This window comes from Providencia sp. PROV040, assembly GCF_032706145.1.
Taxonomy (GTDB): domain Bacteria; phylum Pseudomonadota; class Gammaproteobacteria; order Enterobacterales; family Enterobacteriaceae; genus Providencia; species Providencia hangzhouensis.
This window is the reverse complement of sequence record NZ_CP120530.1, coordinates 1,460,149-1,479,859: the sequence shown is the minus strand read 5'-3', so window position 1 is coordinate 1,479,859 and position 19,711 is coordinate 1,460,149. Positions and strand designations below refer to the sequence as shown.

General features: G+C 41.6%; 15 protein-coding genes. 11 read left to right on the top strand and 4 right to left on the bottom strand.

From position 1 onward, the window contains the following. Positions 1-119 precede the first annotated feature (119 nt). A complete protein-coding gene (locus tag P3L40_RS06705; protein ID WP_136135158.1) occupies positions 120-1,250 on the top strand; it encodes a M20 family metallopeptidase in 1,131 nt (376 codons plus the stop codon). Positions 1,251-1,273: 23 nt separating this feature from the next. Next, positions 1,274-2,713 carry a YfcC family protein gene (locus P3L40_RS06700; RefSeq protein ID WP_247605778.1) on the top strand — a complete coding sequence of 480 codons (1,440 nt, stop codon included), beginning with the start codon at positions 1,274-1,276 and terminating at the stop codon, positions 2,711-2,713. Positions 2,714-2,919: 206 nt separating this feature from the next. Here P3L40_RS06700 and P3L40_RS06695 read toward each other — a convergent pair whose 3' ends face one another. Next, positions 2,920-3,279, bottom strand: coding sequence for a DUF7000 family protein (locus P3L40_RS06695; protein WP_210852394.1), 360 nt, complete (start codon positions 3,277-3,279; stop codon positions 2,920-2,922). A 143-nt stretch (positions 3,280-3,422) separates the two neighbouring features. Here P3L40_RS06695 and dbpA point away from each other — a divergent pair, with 143 nt between their 5' ends. Further along, entirely contained in the window at positions 3,423-4,796 is a 1,374-nt protein-coding gene (gene dbpA / locus P3L40_RS06690) for an ATP-dependent RNA helicase DbpA (protein ID WP_144140651.1), read from the top strand. A 69-nt stretch (positions 4,797-4,865) separates the two neighbouring features. On the opposite strand, the gene P3L40_RS06685 is transcribed toward dbpA, so the two are convergent. Next, positions 4,866-5,309 carry a PACE efflux transporter gene (locus tag P3L40_RS06685; RefSeq protein ID WP_004262335.1) on the bottom strand — a complete coding sequence of 148 codons (444 nt, stop codon included), beginning with the start codon at positions 5,307-5,309 and terminating at the stop codon, positions 4,866-4,868. A gap of 101 nt (positions 5,310-5,410) precedes the next feature. Here P3L40_RS06685 and P3L40_RS06680 point away from each other — a divergent pair, with 101 nt between their 5' ends. The 4 genes from P3L40_RS06680 (at position 5,411) to cfa (ending at position 10,623) form a co-directional block, all read left to right on the top strand. Next, positions 5,411-6,295, top strand: a complete 885-nt coding sequence (locus P3L40_RS06680; protein ID WP_210852419.1) for a LysR family transcriptional regulator — start codon at positions 5,411-5,413, stop codon at positions 6,293-6,295. 160 nt (positions 6,296-6,455) lie between these two features. Beyond that, positions 6,456-7,703 (top strand): cytosine permease, encoded by a 1,248-nt coding sequence (gene codB, locus P3L40_RS06675; RefSeq protein ID WP_004262339.1) that lies wholly within the window; start codon positions 6,456-6,458, stop codon positions 7,701-7,703. Next, positions 7,696-8,988 (top strand): cytosine deaminase, encoded by a 1,293-nt coding sequence (locus P3L40_RS06670; RefSeq protein WP_136135161.1) that lies wholly within the window; start codon positions 7,696-7,698, stop codon positions 8,986-8,988. Before codB ends, P3L40_RS06670 begins: the two co-directional genes overlap by 8 nt. A 471-nt stretch (positions 8,989-9,459) precedes the next feature. After that, a complete protein-coding gene (gene cfa / locus P3L40_RS06665) occupies positions 9,460-10,623 on the top strand; it encodes a cyclopropane fatty acyl phospholipid synthase (RefSeq protein WP_110592198.1) in 1,164 nt (387 codons plus the stop codon). A gap of 51 nt (positions 10,624-10,674) precedes the next feature. Here the strand turns inward: cfa and torS are convergent, their stop codons facing one another. After that, on the bottom strand, positions 10,675-13,428 hold the full coding sequence (torS, locus tag P3L40_RS06660) for a TMAO reductase system sensor histidine kinase/response regulator TorS (RefSeq protein WP_210852392.1): 2,754 nt from the start codon (positions 13,426-13,428) through the stop codon (positions 10,675-10,677). A gap of 84 nt (positions 13,429-13,512) precedes the next feature. Between torS and torT the strand changes: the two genes are divergently transcribed. After that, positions 13,513-14,544: a TMAO reductase system periplasmic protein TorT gene (gene torT / locus P3L40_RS06655; RefSeq protein ID WP_094961310.1), complete on the top strand. Its 1,032-nt coding sequence runs from the start codon at positions 13,513-13,515 to the stop codon at positions 14,542-14,544. On the opposite strand, the gene torR is transcribed toward torT, so the two are convergent. Then, positions 14,517-15,218: a two-component system response regulator TorR gene (gene torR, locus P3L40_RS06650; protein ID WP_004262356.1), complete on the bottom strand. Its 702-nt coding sequence runs from the start codon at positions 15,216-15,218 to the stop codon at positions 14,517-14,519. The two genes, torT and torR, sit on opposite strands and share 28 nt — an antisense overlap. Before the next feature lie 136 nt (positions 15,219-15,354). Here torR and torC point away from each other — a divergent pair, with 136 nt between their 5' ends. From torC to torD, 3 genes are read left to right on the top strand one after another with little or no spacing between them, the layout of a single operon-like run. Then, positions 15,355-16,533 (top strand): pentaheme c-type cytochrome TorC, encoded by a 1,179-nt coding sequence (torC, locus tag P3L40_RS06645; protein WP_094961309.1) that lies wholly within the window; start codon positions 15,355-15,357, stop codon positions 16,531-16,533. After that, positions 16,523-19,069: a trimethylamine-N-oxide reductase TorA gene (torA, locus tag P3L40_RS06640; protein WP_272515378.1), complete on the top strand. Its 2,547-nt coding sequence runs from the start codon at positions 16,523-16,525 to the stop codon at positions 19,067-19,069. Before torC ends, torA begins: the two co-directional genes overlap by 11 nt. After that, positions 19,066-19,680, top strand: a complete 615-nt coding sequence (torD, locus tag P3L40_RS06635; protein WP_210852387.1) for a molecular chaperone TorD — start codon at positions 19,066-19,068, stop codon at positions 19,678-19,680. Before torA ends, torD begins: the two co-directional genes overlap by 4 nt. Positions 19,681-19,711 lie beyond the last annotated feature (31 nt).

Here is a 19,711-nt window from a genome sequence, read left to right as displayed (position 1 = left end):
AAAATCTGAATTAGATAAATTTAACTTAATATACACCCTGTTTTGATATCACCTAAAATTAAATTTACCACAATAAAAACAACTTAATTTTGTAGTAAATACAATATAAGGAAACAACCATGAATAATAACTTTTTAGCGCATGAAGACAGCATGCTTAAGCTACTTGAAAAAGTAGTCAATATCGAATCAGGCTCTTATGACAAAGAAGGTGTAGATAACCACGCTGCTGTCTGGTGTGAAAAATATCGCGAAATGGGGTTCGAAGTCGAAATCATTGAAAATGAATCACTCGGCAATAATTATCGAATTTATCACCCTTCAATAAAGGCTGATATATTAATTTTATTGCATTTAGATACCGTTTTTCCTAAAGGCACCGTTACTGAACGTCCTTTTAGCATTGAAGGTGATCGAGCTTATGGCCCTGGCGTGATTGATATGAAAGGCAGCCATGTCATGGTATATCAAGTCATGAAGCAACTTTATGATAATCAAGATATTCGCTACAAAAATATTGAAATCCTCCTCAATTGTGATGAAGAAATTGGTTCTATTTCATCTCGCGGTGTCATCGAACAATGTGCACTAGGAAAGCGCTACGCACTTGTGATGGAGCCTGCTCGTGCCAATGGCGCTATAGTGAGCGCTCGCCGCGGTGTTGGAACTTATGTATTAAATATTGAAGGAAAAGCCTCTCATTCAGGTATTGCCCCCGAAGCAGGCATTAGTGCAATTCAGGAATTATCATATAAAATCCAAATGTTACACGCACTCTCTGCTCATGATAAAGGCCTATCCGTTAACGTTGGCCTAATTTCTGGTGGAACCTCTGTGAATACTGTAGCTCCGAATGCCAGAGCAGAAATCGATGTCCGTATTTCGTCTGAAGAACAGGGTATTGAGATCGATAAAAAAGTCAGGGAAGTATGTAGTACACCAGTATTAGACGGCATCAAACTCACTTTAACAGGCGGAATTAATCGCCCACCTATGGCTAAAACGGATGAAAGCACCGTTCTTATCAACATCATTAAAGAAGAAGCTGCGCAACTAAACATTGATTTACTTGATGTTTCGACGGGTGGTGGCTCTGATGCCTCTTTTACTGCAGGTGTCGGAACGGCCACTGTAGATGGGTTAGGCCCGATTGGTGGATACCAGCACAGTGATAAAGAATACTTAGAAATACCGTCACTCACAGAGCGTGCACAGTTATTTTTCAATGTATTACAACGCATTACACAATAAATAATAATCCAATAGGAAACTCTATGGCAACGATGTCAACAAACACAACAACACCACCTAAAAAACGTTCTGAAGGTCTGAACCCTTATGTTCTTTTGTTTTTCATCTTAGTATTGGCGGGTATTGCAACGTGGATCGTTCCTGCGGGGCAATATGCATCAGAAACAAAAGTCATCACCATGGTAAAAGATGGTATAGAAACAAAAGTATCTAGTTCTTATACCATTCCCGGAAGTTATGAGCGCTTACCAGAACAACACGGTATTTTGCCAGGGCAAATTTTCACCTCAATAGCTGATGGTCTAATCAAAGCTGCTCCTATTATCTTTTTGATTATTTTCACTGGAGGTGCTTTACATCTTCTTGAGGAAACCGGGGCCATCAAAAAAGTACTCAATAATATCTCGCGCAGTAAAAGACTTAATGACTTTTTACTAATCAGTATATTCTTTGTCGTTTTTTCTATTTTAGGAACAACAGGGATTGTCGTTAACTCAATTATTGCATTTGTTCCTATTGGTCTTTTAGTCGCTAAATCCGTGGGAATGGACGACAAATTTGGTGCTGCTTTAGTCTATGTTGCGGCTTATTCGGGCTTTAATGCCTCAATCATGGCACCAATGACAGTGGGTTTATCTCAAGGTTTAGCCGACGTCCCGTTGTTATCCGGCCTCGGTTTTAGAATGGCTATTTATATTGCATTTGTTATCGCGGGTATTCTATTTTTAACGATTTATACCAAGAAATGTCGTAATAAAGGCATGGTTCGTCCTGAGATTGAAATTAATACCGACGAACACCAAACCTCTAAAATTTCAGCTTTGCATGTCATTATTCTTTCCTATAGCGCATTCTGCTTAGTCGGATTTATTTTCGGTGCTGTTGAGTGGGGCTGGGGAGAAAAAGAGATGATGGCTATGTTTATCATCTTAGGCGTTGGCGTGGGTATTTTAAACCGCATGTCTCCTAATACCATTGCAACAGGCTTCTTAAAAGGTTGTGCGGGAATGGTAGGTGGCGCGTTTATCGTTGGTATGGCACGCGCTATTGCTATCGTATTATCTGATGGGATGATTTTAGATACCATCGTTAATGCCATTATTTCAATGATGGATGGCTTACCGAAGACCTTATCTGCCCTTTCCATGTTCGCAACCGCGGCAATTATGCACTTCTTTATTTCATCAGGTTCTGGTGAAGCGGCAGTGCTTGTACCTATTTTCACGCCAATGGGCGATTTATTAGAAATCACTCGCCAAACGACAGTGCAAACTGTATTGCTTGGAGAAGGGGTTGTTAACTGTATTAACCCAACTTCTGGAATTTTAATGGCTGTACTTGCAACGGCAAAAATTCCTTATACACAATGGGTGAGATTTATTTGGCCGTTAGTCTTCACATGGGTAGCCATTTCTATTGTCGCTCTAATATATGCTGTAATGACAAATTTAGGTCCTATCTAAGACATCAATATTGAATACCCCCATCTTTTTAGCACCACTTTTAAGTGGTGCTAAAAGCCATCGACATTTCCAAAACATCATTTGCTACTTTCAAGATATTGAATAACCTCTTCCATAACTGGAAATATTGTCTTTTCAATATCCATAAATAGTGTATCTTTATCGGTAAAATCAGGTTCAACAAGTAAATTGATTGCTAACACACTCTATTGTGGCATTTCAGTTTTATCCAGATTCCAAGGGCTATTTTTCAAACTCTGCCAGTATTCTTTTTGTACGGCTGCATTTTGCCCCATTAACCACAGTTCCAAATTTAGCGTGTTATGATTTAGCACGAGTCCAAATCGAAGTTTTCTTGCCGTCAAAAAACTATTAACTAATGGAAAATAGGTATAATCCAAATAGCCTGGGGATACATTTCCACACTTAAATTCTGTATCTGGATTTCTTGCAATATATTGTTTTACTTGCATGATAGTTTTAATCAAATACTCATAAGCAAATTTCAATTCACCACTTTCTAAGTGCTGCCGATAATTAATTAGCCGCTGTTGCAAATTTTCCATTTCATTACTTCCTGTTGATTTAATTTTGAACTATATCAGTGATAGCCGGATTCTACATTAATGACGAATTAAAAACAGACAGAGTAAGGTAGGAATAGTATTATTAGCGCTATTATGCCTTTTATTCTATTTGAGATTGTATTGTGACTTCATTTGCTGACCTAAATGCGCTTTCTGCGGAACAACTCACTAACTTGCAAGAGTTAGGCTACCTAAACATGACGCAGATCCAAGCTGCCGCTCTTCCCCCTATACTTGCCGGAAAAGACGTCCGAGCACAAGCTAAAACGGGCAGCGGCAAAACTGCGGCTTTTGGTCTGGGTTTATTACAACATATTGACGCCAAATTATTTAAAACTCAGTCATTAGTTTTATGTCCAACTCGTGAACTGGCAGATCAAGTCGCCAATGAATTGCGCCGTTTAGCTCGCGCGATCCCTAATATCAAAATTTTGACACTCTGTGGTGGTATGCCTTTCAGCGTACAACGCGACTCCCTTGCACATGCAGCACATATCATTGTTGCCACACCGGGGCGCTTACTTGATCATTTAAATCGTGAAACAGTACAACTTGATGCATTGCAAACTTTAGTTTTAGACGAAGCAGACAGAATGCTCGATATGGGCTTTATGCCAGATATTGAGACCATAATTGATTACGCACCAATTAATAGACAAACATTATTGTTTTCAGCCACTTGGCCAGAAGAAATTGCACGAATTAGCCAGCAAATTCAAAATAACCCACAAACCATTGAAATCAATAGTGTTGATGAACTCCCCGCAGTTGAACAACAATTTTTTGAAGTCGCTCGTCACGAAAAAATTGAATTATTACAAAAGCTCTTAAGCCGTGAACAGCCCGCTTCTTGTGTCGTTTTCTGTAATACTAAGAAAGATTGCCAAGCCGTTTATGATGCCTTAACAGCCAGCAAACAAAGTGTCTTAGTGCTTCATGGTGACATGGAACAACGTGAGCGTGACCAAACTCTTGTGCGTTTTGCTAACGGAAGTAGCCGTGTATTAGTGGCTACGGATGTCGCATCCCGCGGGTTAGATATTAAAGCCCTCGAAATGGTGATTAACTATGAATTATCATGGGACCCTGAAGTGCATGTTCACCGCATCGGCCGAACTGCACGTGCCGGTGAAAGCGGTTTAGCAATTAGTTTATGTGCGCCAGAAGAAGCCCAACGAGCCAATGCTCTAGAAGAAATGTTAAACATGAAGCTTAATTGGCAAACCGAACCGACAGGTTTACGAGTCACTCCGTTAGAAGCGACAATGATGACCTTATGCCTTGATGGCGGTAAAAAAGCCAAAATACGCCCCGGAGATATTTTAGGTGCTTTAACCGGAGAAGTTGGCCTCAATGGTGCCGATATTGGCAAGATTGTGATCCACCCTACCCATGCCTACGTCGCACTCAAACGTGAGGTTGCCGTACAAGCTTGGAAGCATTTACAGCAAGGAAAAATTAAAGGGAAATCCGTTAAGGCTAGGTTATTAAAATAATATGTGTGATTCGAGTTTCCTTCTGCACAATGTTAGTACGGAAGGAAACTCGATAATTTTCTTACTTTTCTATGATGTGGCGTTATTCTCTTGCGGTAAGGCAGATTTAGGTAATCCAAAAATCTTATCAAATGCCCAATTAAAAAAGAAAGTATAAATTGGGATAAAAATAATTAAGGCGAAGTCGAGTATTAACGCCTGTAAAAGACTAATTGATAACCACCATGCTATTAAAGGAATTAAAAAAATCACCAACGTTAATTGAAATAATATGGCATGTACAAACCGGCGCCTAAAGGTTCTAATGCGTGATTTTTGTTTTGATTCCCAATATTCAAATGCGGTATTAAAAATAAAGTTCCAGCTCACTGCAATAGTTGTTATGACTAAAGCTAATGGGCCTGTTGTTTCCGCTGAATTACCAGAAAGAAAAGCCAATGCCAACGCTGAAATTAACCACCCAATCACCTCATAAGCCGTGACAAAAACAATTTTACGTTTAATCCCCTGCATTTTCCCACCTCCAAAAATATCATTATCAACAAAGTGGTAAAATAAATATAATTCAATGATAATAAAAGTCAGCTTCTATCAGTTTTATTGAAAGGTGAATGATGCCATTTAATAGTGACAACCTAACGATTTTTCTTACCGTGTTAGATAAAGGCTCATTTTCTGCGGCGGCTAGGGCATTAAAACGTGTGCCATCCGCGGTCAGTATGGCCGTGGCGAATCTAGAAGCTGAACTTGGATTTGAACTATTTGATAGACACACTAGAGAGCCTAAGCCCACTGAAAAGGCACTTTCATTAGCGCCCTATGCACGGCATATTGTGGCTAATTTATCACAACTCAATACTTTTTCTTTAGAGTTGACCCAAGGTGTCGAAAGTAAATTGACCATTGGTATTGCAGCAGGTATCAATGCCAATTTACTCTTTGATGCTCTACATATTTTAAGCCAGCGTTATCCTTTATTGCATATTGAACTGATTACCGCACCTCAAGATGATCTTCTACCGTTATTACATGAACAACAAATTCACCTTGCGATTGTCTTTGGCGGTTTAAATGTTAATTCCCAAGAGCAATTTCATTATATTGGCGAAGAATCAATTATTGCCACCATTTCGGCTAAACATCCCTCTTTACAAAATAAAACATCGCTCTATATCGAAGACCTTGTTGAAAGCCGGCAAATTATTATTGCGAGCCGCCAACGTGAATTGAGTGATATACGCATTCTAGTTTCCAGTAATTATTGGAAAACAGACAATTTTTCTTTGGCTCTCGGTTTAGTCGAGAGTGGTATGGGATGGGGAAATTTCCCTTTGTCACTAATTAAAGATAAATTGAACGATGGCTCACTAAAACCCCTTGAGTTTAAAAATACCCCAAATGGCTTCAAACTGCCTATTCACGCGGTATGTTTGAAAGGCCATGTGCTTAAACGTGGTGCTCAAGAATGCATTGAATTACTGAAAAATAAGGCAATTTAAACCCTAAGTTATCTATTATTTCTACTTTTAATTCCATAAATAAAATTATTCTTGAATACATTAATTATTTTAAATTATTGACGAAAACGTTTGCTTTTTGTTTTGATGGCTATAAAATGCGTCGGATTTTTTGGCCTGAAAAAAATAACTGGAGACAATCGTGCCTGACGATAAAAATTATAGCCATGGCCCCGTGCCCATATCGGCGCGGAAAGGCGGACTAGCATTAACCTTTGTGATGCTAGGTTTAACGTTCTTTTCCGCCAGTATGTGGACCGGAGGCGCTCTCGGTACCGGTCTTGATTTTCATGATTTCTTCCTCGCAGTTCTTATCGGTAATCTTCTTCTTGGTATCTACACCGCATTTCTTGGTTTTATTGGTTCTAAAACAGGCTTAACCACTCACCTTCTTGCTCGTTATTCTTTTGGTATTAAAGGCTCATGGCTCCCCTCTTTCCTATTGGGCGGCACACAAGTTGGCTGGTTTGGTGTCGGTGTTGCGATGTTTGCCATTCCTGTTGGTAAAGCAACAGGCTGGGATATCAACTGGTTAATTGGTATTTCCGGGGTCTTAATGACCGTTACTGTGTTTTTTGGTATTTCTGCTCTTACAGTTCTGTCAATCGTTGCTGTTCCTGCCATTGCGATACTCGGTAGTTACTCCGTTTACCTTGCTATCACTGATATGGGTGGAATGAGTGCATTGCAGGCTGTCGTACCCGCAAAACCCATCGATTTTAACCTTGCTTTAGCCATGGTGGTAGGCTCTTTTGTGAGTGCAGGAACATTAACGGCCGATTTTGTGCGTTTCGGGCGAAGACCTAAAATTGCAGTACTTGTCGCTATTATTGCCTTTTTCCTTGGTAACTCATTGATGTTTATCTTTGGCGCCGCTGGCGCTGCATCATTAGGTATGGCAGATATCTCTGATGTGATGATTGCTCAAGGTTTGCTATTACCCGCAATTATCGTTTTAGGTCTAAATATTTGGACAACTAATGATAACGCCCTATACGCGTCAGGCTTGGGGTTTGCCAATATCACCGGGTTATCCAGCAAAACCTTATCCATTGTCAATGGACTGGTAGGAACGTTATGCGCACTGTGGTTATATAATAATTTTGTCGGCTGGCTAACTTTCTTATCTGCGGCTATTCCCCCTATTGGTGGAATTATCATCGCCGACTACCTCATGTACCGTCACCGCTATGAAACCTTTGACCGCAGTAAAATGCGTGATGTCAACATCAGTGCATTAATCGCTGTTGCCGCTGGGGTTATCGCAGGTAACTGGTTACCAGGTATTGTCCCTGTCAATGCCGTGCTGGGTGGTGCATTATGTTACGCTATCCTTAACCCATTATTAAATCGCCGCCATACTACTGATTCGGAGATGACCCGTGCTTAATCAAACTATCAAACATATCCATAATATCCGTTTACCCGAGCGTGATGGGCTGTGGCGTATTGATATCGACAACCAAAAAATTCAAGCTATCCTTCCACAACCTGAAGGCGAAATATTGCCAAACAGCTTAGACGGTGAAGGTGGTTTGGTGACCGCGCCCTTCGTTGAGCCACATATTCACTTGGATACTACTCAAACCGCTGGGCAACCAAGCTGGAACCAGTCTGGAACACTCTTTGAAGGCATTGAACGTTGGGCGGAGCGCAAAGCGATGCTTACCCACGAGGATGTTAAAAACCGCGCGTGGCAAACCCTTAAATGGCAAATTGCCAATGGTATTCAACATGTTCGCACCCATGTGGATGTGTCAGACCCAACATTAACCGCACTGAAAGCGATGTTAGAAGTAAAACAAGAAATCGCGCCTTGGGTTGATGTGCAAATTGTTGCTTTTCCACAAGAAGGTATTTTGTCTTATCCAAATGGCGAAGCCTTGTTAGAAGAAGCACTACGCCTTGGAGCCGATGTCGTTGGTGCTATTCCACATTTCGAATTTACTCGTGAGTATGGTGTAGAATCACTCCATAAAACGTTCGCTTTAGCACAAAAATATGACCGTTTGATTGATGTCCACTGTGATGAAATCGATGATGAACAATCCCGCTTTGTGGAAACTGTCGCAGCGCTAGCACATGCACAGGGGATGGGTTCTCGCGTCACGGCAAGCCATACCACTGCGATGCATTCATACAATGGCGCTTATACTTCTCGTTTATTTCGTCTGCTAAAAATGTCTGAGATTAACTTTGTGGCTAACCCGCTAGTGAATATTCACTTACAAGGCCGCTTTGATACTTATCCCAAACGCCGTGGGATTACGCGAGTGAAAGAGATGCTAGCCGCAGATATTAATGTCTGCTTCGGCCACGATGATGTTTTTGACCCTTGGTACCCACTTGGTACAGCTAATATGCTGCAAGTCCTGCATATGGGGTTACATGTTTGCCAATTAATGGGTTACCAGCAAATCAATGATGGGCTGAAACTGATTAGTGAGTACAGCGCACGTACGTTGAACTTGCAAGATTATGGCGTTAGTGAAGGAAAACGCGCTAGTTTATTGATTTTACCTGCAGAAAATGGCTTCGATGCCGTGCGCCGTCAAGTTCCTGTACGTTATTCGGTTCGTGATGGTCAGGTGATTGCCAATACCCAACCTGCGGTAACCCAAATTCATTTAGAACAAACGGAAACAATCCGTTATGGATATACTCCAAAAATCTAACCATTAATTTTTTATTCCAAAATGGCTCTCTACAACAGTAGGTGAGCCAATTGTCTTATAGCTCATCATTAATTTAAATAAAACCAGCCCGAAGAACTAATCTTAATCGGATAAAAAGCAACTAATAACGTAATTCTTACACAAAATTCATTCCTATATACTAGACTTAATCCAATACTTATTGCAGAGCTTGAAAGCTTTGGTGAGCAAATAAACGTCTTATAAGAACTCCTTTTTTGGTTATAAGTGCCATTTCTAAGTATTAAGCGCAATTTCTATTGAAATTCAATGCGAACGTTTTATATTTTTTAGAGAGTTATCTGAAACTGGATTTGAGCTTTATTTATAGCAACAATAACGCTAATACACTGACTGTCATGCAGCGGTGGCCAATATTCCTGTTTTGCTGTACCGCGAATACGTCACAAATAAAGTTCTCTGAATCCCACTTTGAAAAAAATTGGAGATCAGATGAGTACTGAACAAGTCGTTAACCAAAAAAATACTATCGATTCTTGGCAACGCATTGCTGCTGAATTATTAAGTGAAGCTGGTATTAAAATTAATGGCTCCCGCCCTTTCGATATTCAAGTTCACAACCACCAATTCTTTAAACGAGTGCTACAACAAGGCTCATTAGGATTAGGTGAAAGCTATATGGATGGTTGGTGGGATTGCGAACGTTTAGACATATTTTTCCAACATGTATTACGCCATAAGCTCGATAAAAAAATACCTCATAATTTCAGTGATACATTGAAAATTGCTGTCGCACGCGTTCGCAATTTACAAACCCTAAAACGTGCTCGCATTGTTGGAGAAGAACATTACGACCTCGGGAATGACTTATTTTCCCTGATGCTCGACCCTTATATGCAATATTCTTGCGGCTACTGGAAAGGTTTAGAAACGGTTCCTGAAAACCTCCCTCTTGCTCAAGAACAAAAATTAAATTTAATCTGCGAAAAACTGCAATTAAAACCAGGTATGCGATTACTGGATATCGGCTGTGGATGGGGCGGGCTAGCTGCCTATGCAGCAAAAAACTATGGAGTTTCTGTCACGGGTGTCACTATTTCCGCTGAGCAACAAAAATATGCTCAAGCTCGCTGTGCAGGCTTAGATGTCGATATTAAATTAGACGATTATCGGAATCTCAACGACCAATTTGACCGTATTGTCTCTGTAGGCATGTTTGAGCATGTCGGGCCTAAAAACTATGCGACTTACTTTGATGTTATTCAACGCAATTTAAAAACTAATGGTTTGTTTTTACTTCACACCATTGGTTCTAATCAAAATAAAGTCAATGTCGACCCATGGACTAACAAGTATATTTTCCCAAACGGCTGCCTACCGTCTGTACAAAATATTGGCGAAACCAGCGAAGGCAAACTGGTAATGGAGGATTGGCATAATTTTGGTGCAGATTATGACCATACACTTATGGCGTGGTATTCCCGTTTTCAAGCGGCTTGGCCAGAGCTCGAACATAATTACACGCCTCGCTTCAAACGCATGTTTTCTTATTATTTAAATGCTTGTGCAGGTGCATTTAGAGCGAGAGATATTCAATTATGGCAAATACTTTGGAGCCCACAAGGTGTGACCGGGGGCCTACGGGTTGCTCGCTAAGCTTTTGTCCTGAATATATATCTTTGTTAACCTTACGGGCTAGTTAAAGAGTCAATGTATTTTATTCAACCATTGATCAATAGCCCGTAAGCCTTGCTGGATATCATCCTTCAATTGGGTATCCGCCATTGGCTGCTGTTCTAGTAATACGCAGCTTTGTACTGCGTTTTGCATTCCCAAACTGGCACAACTGCTTTTTAACTGGTGAGCAAGGCGCTTTATTTGTTCTGCGTTACTTTCTGCTCGTGCAATGTCAATTTGATCGAGCAAAGGCAAGGAATGTTGTTTAAAAATACTCACCCATTCGCGAATTTTCTGGAATCCCATTAATTCGGCATCACTGGCAAGCTGTTGTAAATTTATAACTTCTCCCTGAACACCAGAATCAGACAATGTATATTCACCACCTGAAATATATTTAACAATTAATTGATTTAACATATCTCTTGGTACCGGTTTTTGAATGATACCGCGAAAAACTTGGCTGGTTCGTTGGCGCAATGTTTCATCAATCACATGAGCACTAAAACCAATCAAAATCAATGTAGGGTAAGTTTTCGCTATTTGTTTAGCCAAGGTGATACCATCGATGTCAGGTAAGCCAAAATCCACCAATGCCGCCGTAAATTGTTGACCAGTTTGTAGAGTCGCCAAAGCCTCAGCAGCAGAGCCAACAATGGTTACCTGAGCCCCACTGCGGGTTAACATTTCTCCACTGATTTTTTGAGTCAATGGGTTGTCTTCTATGAGTAATAAATTCACACCTCGCATGTCTAATGGCAGCTCAGCCGATTTAACCACTGGATGAGAGGTGATACATAGCGGCAATGTTAAACGAAAGCAGCTCCCGCTCCCCAACTGGCTACTAACCGTCAATTCACCTCCCATCGCTTGCGCTAGACTTGCACTAATTGTCAGCCCAAGCCCTGTACCACCCCGCTGGCTATCTACTTGCACAAATGGCTTAAAAATATCAGTAAATCGCGAGCTATCAATGCCACACCCTGTGTCTTCCACTTCAATAAACCAATATTTACCATAACGGCAACTACGCAAAGTGATTTGCCCCTTTTGAGTAAAGCGCAATGCATTACTGAGTAAATTCGTGATAATTTGTCGGATCCGTAGCGGGTCCCCTTGTAAAGCAATCGGCAAATCATCCGCAATATCTGCAACTAACTGAATAGCACTATTTTTATTACTGGCATTCATTAAATACAAAGTACTTTCTAATAACGGCTTGGGCTCAAAAGGCTCATCATTGATGGAAACATTTTGTCCCCCAGCTTCAATTGCGGAGTAGTCCAAAATGTCATTCAAAATTGCTAATAAAGATTCACCTGAGTCAGTAATCGCATATAAATCATCATGATATTGGCTAAGTGCTTTATTTTCTAATAACAGTTGCGCTGTCCCCAAAATCCCATAAAGAGGAGTGCGAATTTCATGGCTCATTGCCGCTAAAAATGCCGATTTAGCCTGATTGGCTTGTTCTGCTTCAGAACGAGCTTTGCGGTGCTCAACAACCATCACGCGCAATTCTGCCGTCCTCGCTTTGACTTCGTCTGCTAGCTGTTCACGCTGATTATTTAAGGCATGAACACTTTCACGAAATGCATCCATTAAACGGCCAATCGTATCAAGCTCTTTCACCCCTGCAGTTTCAGGAAATGCAGAGTCAATATCGCCCTCTAATAAGCGTTGAAGGGCTTGGGTTTGCTGTGCCAACGGCTTTGTCACTAAACGATAAACCACTCGCCAAAGGATCAAGATAAGTGAGAGTAATGAGACAATACTCAATGCTAACAACCAATTCTGCCCTCGTTCACTGGCTTGTTTAAGTTGTCCCAATGCGGTTTGGTTACGAAGCTCAATGATGTCAACTAATTGCGCTACTTCACTACTAAAACGTGCAAATTGGTCAATATTATTTTGTGATAAAATCTGTAAACGTGTTGTGATGTCGTTATCTTGCCGGTACAACGCGATTAACTCAGTATAGCGCTTCACGCTATTTAACGCGTTTTCTACTTGGCCTCGCACTGCAGGATCTTCAATATATTTTTGCCGACGTTGTAAGATTTTAACTGCAGAATTCAACTGTTTTTCTAATTCGGCCATATTGCGGTGGGGCTGGTTTGAACCTAAATTAAGTACCATTTGCTGTACACGCATCGCGCTTAATCGAAGCTCATTCATTTGGCTGGCATATTCAAGGTCAATATCAATTAGTTGATCAAGGGCTTGTTGTGCTTGTTCCCCTTGTTTCCTTTCAATAAGGTCGTAAATACTGACTTGAGTTGCTCCCGCTGAGGTGGCGGCATTGTTTGCCTGACCATGTGCCATTTGAGCGATATCACCCGCCGCCGCAATGATATGCTGCCTTAATTGTTGTTGCTCTACGCGCAGTTTTAACCGCTGCCCAACTAATTCACCCTGTTGGCTTAATGACTGAGCAATTTCTTTTTCTTGTTGTTCAATATTTTGTGTATTAAAGCCTTGTTCTCTTAATATTTTCAGTAAATTAGTGATTTTAAGGCTTTGTGCCGTTAACATTCGTCCTTGTGCTAACCAAATACTTTCGCTATCTGCATTTGTGAGATTTTGTGCAGAAAATAGCTCCCAAGCGCTCGCTTCACTCAGTTGCCTTGCCATATTCATGGTTGGGATCAGAGCCTCGGTGTTGGCCTGTTCAACTTGGCTAACAAAACGTAAGTTGTACCACCCCACAAGGGTGCTAATAAAGGTCAATGCAGCCATCAACGCAAAGCCCATCCATAGTCGTCTAGTTAGTGATAAATTCACGGTTTGGTTAGCCTAAAAATTAAAATGGTTGAGTTAGCAGCAAGAATGCATTTAGGATAAAGGTTTCTGGTTTGTGAGGCTATCATGCGTGTATTGATTTTACTACTGTTCACATTTCACTCGTTGTTGAGCCTAGCAACGGCGCACGATAGCTCACTAATTCAGTGGCGTGACACACTGCATTTTGACCAGCAACCACATGATCCCGTTACCGCCACAAAAACATGGAAGTTGTGTGCGCTTTATCCTAGCCTAAAAGATTCTTATTGGTTATCAATTAATTACGGAATGCAAAAAGCGGCAAAACACTATGGCATTGACCTAAACGTATTAGAAGCCGGTGGATATAACCAACTAGCAACCCAACAAAAGCAAATTACACAGTGCCAACAATGGGGAGCAGATGCCATCTTACTAGGCAGTAGCACCACAACTTTTCCAAACCTTAGCCAACTGGTAGAAAATACGCCTGTCATTGAAGTCATCAATGCGACACACGATAAAACAATTAAAACCCGCGTTGGTGTACCTTGGTTTCAAATGGGTTATCAACCGGGGCGCTATTTAGTCCAATGGAGTCAAGGTAAACCATTGAAAGTTTTACTTATGCCTGGCCCATTAAATGCCGGAGGCAGCCATGAAATGGAGCAAGGATTCCGAGAAGCTATTGCAGGTAGCCAAGTACAAATTGTGGATGTGGCGCAAGGGGATAACGACCTTGAGGTTCAACGCAATCTATTACATGAAATGTTAGAGCGTAACCCTGATGTCGATGTCGTCGTTGGCACTGCTATTGCTGCTGAGGCCGCAATGGGTGAAGGCCGAAACTTAACGAACCCATTGAATATTGTCTCTTTTTACCTTTCTCACCAAGTCTACCGCGGGTTAAAAAGAGGCCGAATTATTATGGCTGCCAGCGACCAAATGGTTTGGCAAGGTGAGCTAGTGATTGAACAAGCCATCAAAGTACTACAAAAGCAGCCGGTTCCAAACAATATAAGCCCGCCGATTTTAGTGCTTACCCAACAAAACGCAGATAGTGAACACTTACGCAACTCATTATCTCCAGGAGGCTTTAGGCCCGTATATCAATATACATCGGCGGCTAAAAAATAGCCTTCACCATGCTGAGTCACTAATAAATCCGCTTTGATTTTATGGCGTAAACGGCGAATAAGTACATCTATGGTACGTAAGTCAGGGTTATCAACTCGTCGGGCAGATAACATACGTAAAAGACGTTCTCGGCTTAAAATCTCCCGCGGGTTCGTCACAAAAGCCACTAGCATTTCATATTCAGCCCGTGTGAGTTTGATAGCCTGATGCTCAAATTCGAGCGTATGCATCGAAACATTTAGGCAATAGCCAGCAAACTGATAACAATTATCTTGTGAAACAACTTGAGCTTGCGAAGGCTTAGCAAGGTCAATTCGCCAAAGTAAATTTTTAACGCGAACGACTAATTCCCTGAGTTCCAAGGGCTTAGTAACATAGTCATCGGCTCCCATTTCTAAACCCACAATACGGTCAATTTGGTCACAGCGACCTGTGACTAAAATAATTCCTACCGTGAAACGCTCACGTAGTGCCCTTGTTAACATTAACCCGTTTTCATCTGGTAAATTAATATCCAACAGAATCAAGTCAACGGCTTGCTGGTCCATAATTTCGCGTAGCCCCGCGCCATTCCCCGTTACAGAAACACGATACCCTTCTTGCTCAAAGTAAGCCTGTAAGCGAGCCTGAGTAACGGGTTCATCTTCAACAACCACAATATGATGTGATGTCATTGATATACTCTCTTCTGTTCATATCTGTTCATATTTGCCCATATCTTGCCGTAAGCTGTTCATTCTGACTAGTACCGCTATTCATATTAACTCAATAAGATCGCCTGTATTAAACCATATAATTACAGGGGCTATTATGCGGAAACTCTGGAGAGCGTTGCGAAAACCAAGTGCTCGTTGGTCAATGCTAACGTTAATCGTTGTCGGGATTGCAGTGGGTGTTGCGTTAATCGTTGTTCCCCATGTTGGGATGAAAGTGACTAGCACCACCGAGTTTTGTGTCAGTTGCCATAGCATGGAACCCGTTTACGAAGAATATAAGCAATCTGTACATTTCCAAAATGCATCTGGCGTACGCGCAGAATGCCATGACTGCCATATTCCCTCCGACCTTCCAGGCATGATTAAACGGAAACTCGAAGCAAGCAATGATATTTATCAAACATTTATTGCTCACTCGATAGATACCCCAGAAAAATTTGAAGCCAAACGTGCCGAACTTGCGGAACGCGAGTGGGCTCGCATGAAAGAAAATAATTCTGCTACTTGCCGCTCTTGCCATGATTATGACTCAATGGATCACGCTAAACAAAATCCAGAAGCAGCTCGCCAAATGCAAATCGCTGCGAAAGAAAATCAGTCATGTATTGACTGCCATAAAGGGATTGCCCACCAATTACCCGATATGAGCAGTGGCTTTCGTAAGCAATTTGATGAGTTAAGGGCGAAAGCAAATAGTGATGCTGACATTCTTTATTCACTTGATATTAAACCTTTATATTCCAATAAAGGGGATAAAGACCCCGCTGGCTCGTTACTTCCTGCCTCAGAGGTGAAAGTCCTAAAACGTGATGGCGATTGGCTACAAGTTGAAATCACAGGGTGGACAGAAACCGATGGTCGCCAACGAGTTCTATCTGAATTCCCCGGCAAGCGAATTTTCGTAGCTTCGATACGTGGTGATGTTCAAGAAAATGTGAAAAATTTAGAAAGCACCGTCGTCGCTGCAACAGATACGTCATGGAGCAAACTGCAAGCGACTGCATGGATGCAGCAAGGTGATATGGTCAATGATATCAAACCGATATGGGCTTATGCAGACTCTTTATATAACGGTTCTTGTAATCAATGCCATGGCGCGCCAGATATTGCTCACTTTGATGCTAACGGTTGGATAGGCACATTAAATGGTATGATTGGCTTTACCAGTTTAGATAAGCGAGAAGAGCGTACCTTATTGAAATACTTACAAATGAATGCATCTGATACCGCAGGATCTTCACACGGTGATAACGGAGTACAGAATGAAAAATAATCCAACTTTTCAAGCTTCTCGTCGACACTTTTTGTTCCAGCTTGGCGGGCTCACTGTTGCGGGTATGTTAGGCCCTTCCCTATTAACACCACGTAAGGCTAACGCTGCAACAGCTGGAGAACAAACTGCGGTGGTACAAGAAGGCATTCTAACTGGGTCACACTGGGGCGCAATTCGCGCTACCGTAGTTGATGGCCGTTTTATCGAAGCAAAACCCTTTGAACACGATAAATTTCCATCAAAAATGATTGCAGGATTGCCTGACCATGTGCATGGCACTGCCCGTATCCGTTACCCAATGGTGCGTGTTGACTGGCTACGTAAACGCCATTTAAGTGACACCTCACAACGAGGTGATAACCGCTTCGTACGTGTTTCTTGGGATGAGGCCCTTGATTTGTTCTATCAAGAATTAGAACGTATTCAAACAACTTATGGACCAAGTGGATTACTTACTGCAAATGGCTGGCAATCGACAGGGATGCTCCACAATGCATCAGGTATGTTAGCCCGCGCCATTGCGCTGCACGGTAATAGTGTCAGTACTGGCGGAGACTACTCAACGGGTGCTGCACAAGTGATTTTACCTCGAGTTGTCGGGTCAATGGAGGTTTATGAACAACAAACCTCTTGGCCGCTAGTCCTTAAAAATAGTAAAACCATCGTATTATGGGGCTCTGACCTGATTAAAAACCAACAAGCTAACTGGTGGTGTCCTGATCATGACGTTTATGAATATTATGAACAACTGAAAGAAAAAGCCGCTAATGGCGAGATAAAAGTCATCAGTATCGACCCAATAATCACCTCAACTCATGATTACCTTGGGCGTACCAATGTTCAGCATATTGCGATTAACCCGCAAGCGGATGTCCCACTGCAATTAGCCATCGCCCACACACTTTACAGTGAAGACTTACATGATAAAACTTTCTTAAAAGAATATTGTGTTGGTTTCGAGCAATTTGTTCCCTACTTAATGGGAAAAACAGATGGACAACCCAAAGATACACAATGGGCGGCTGAAATCTGTGGCATTGATGCCGACACAATCCGCGCTTTAGCCCGCCAAATGGCAGCAGATAGAACCCAAATCATCGCAGGTTGGTGTGTTCAACGTATGCAACATGGTGAACAATGGTCTTGGATGATTGTCGTTTTGGCTGCGATGTTAGGTCAGATTGGCTTACCGGGTGGAGGATTTGGTTTCGGTTGGCACTATAATGGAGCAGGAACCCCAAGCCGCCAGGGAATTATTTTAAGTGGTTTTTCCGGCTCAACCAAAGTGCCACCTATTCATGATAACAATGACTACAAAGGCTACAGCAGCACCATCCCTATTGCTCGTTTTATTGATGCTATTTTAGAACCCGGAAAAACAATCAACTGGAACGGTAAAGCAGTTAAATTACCTCCACTAAAAATGTGTGTATTTGCCGGAACCAACCCATTCCACCGCCACCAACAAATTAACCGTATTATTGAAGGTTGGCGAAAACTAGAAACGGTTGTCTCTATTGATAATCAATGGACATCCACCTGTCGTTTTGCCGATATCGTATTACCGGCAACCACACAATTTGAACGTAATGACCTTGACCAATACGGCAATCACTCAAACCGTGGCATTATTGCGATGAAACAACTCGTTGAACCGCAGTTTGAGTCACGTAATGACTTCGATATCTTACGTGACCTATGCCGCCGTTTTGGTCGTGAAGAAGCCTTTACTGAAGGTTTGGACGAAATGGGCTGGCTAAAACGCATTTGGCAAGAAGGCAGCCAACAAGGAAAAGGCCGTGGTATTCATTTACCCTCCTTCGATACGTTCTGGGAAAAAGAAGGCTATGTGGAATTTGAACATCCACAAATGTTTGTTCGTCATCAAGCATTTAGGGAAGATCCCGACTTAGAACCTTTAGGGACACCGAGTGGTTTAATTGAAATTTACTCAAAAACTATTGCTGATATGCAATATGATGATTGCCAAGGTCACCCAATGTGGTTCGAAAAAGCAGAACGCTCTCATGGTGGTCCAGGTTCAAAAAAATGGCCACTACATTTGCAATCCGCACATCCCGATTTTCGTTTACACTCACAATTGTGCGAGTCCCCTGTATTACGTCAATATTATTCTGTGAGTGGCAAAGAGCCGGTCTTTATTAGCCCTCAAGATGCGAAAGCTAGAGGCATACAAAATGGTGATATTGTTCGTGTTTTCAACGACCGCGGGCAAGTGTTAGCAGGAGCCGTAGTTTCTGACTTATATACAGAAGGCGTTGCTCGTATCCATGAAGGAGCTTGGTATGACCCGACTAAGGGTGGAGAAATCAATTCCCTGTGCAAATACGGAAACCCAAACGTATTAACGCTTGATATTGGAACCTCTCAATTAGCGCAGGCCACCAGCGCACATACAACCTTAGTGGAGATAGAAAAATACACAGGACAAGTGGATAACGTCAATGCATTCGATGGGCCAATTGAAATGGTTGCTCAATGTGAATATGTTCCTGCATCACAGGTGAACAAATGACAAAACAAATCACTTTGTCGCTAGAACAAATAGCATGTGTTTATGCATGGCTAGCACAATTGTTCTCACGTGAATTAGATAATGCAACGTTAGCACAGATTCAATCTAGCGAAATGATGGATTGGTTTACGACTGTCGAGCAGGAACCCGTTCTAACTTTGCCAATTCAAGCAGTTAAAACAAAAGTCCAAGCGCTAATAATGCGAAATGATGCACAACTCGAATTAGCCGCCGACTTCTGTAGCTTATTTTTAATGTCTGATAAGCAATCAGCTTTACCTTACGCCTCAGTTTATCCAAACTGTGAGCAAGGTAATGAACAAATTAAGTACTTATTAGCCGAGGCTGGAATGGAAACCAGTGAGGCATTTAACGAGCCTTCTGATCATATTTCAATTTTTTTAGAGCTATTAAGTCACTTACATTTTTCATTAAATGAAGCCCATTTGGACCAAGAAAAAGTAAGGCAATTGCGCCTAAAAACCTTGTCACTTTTACTGCAATGGCTACCAATATTTAGCCAAAATTGCCAACGGTATGATGAGTTTGGTTTTTATGCCGCTTTGAGTCAACTGTCGTTAGCACTAGTTCAATGGGATAAGCAAACCTAGTAGATGCCATTTAAATAATTTATATATTATT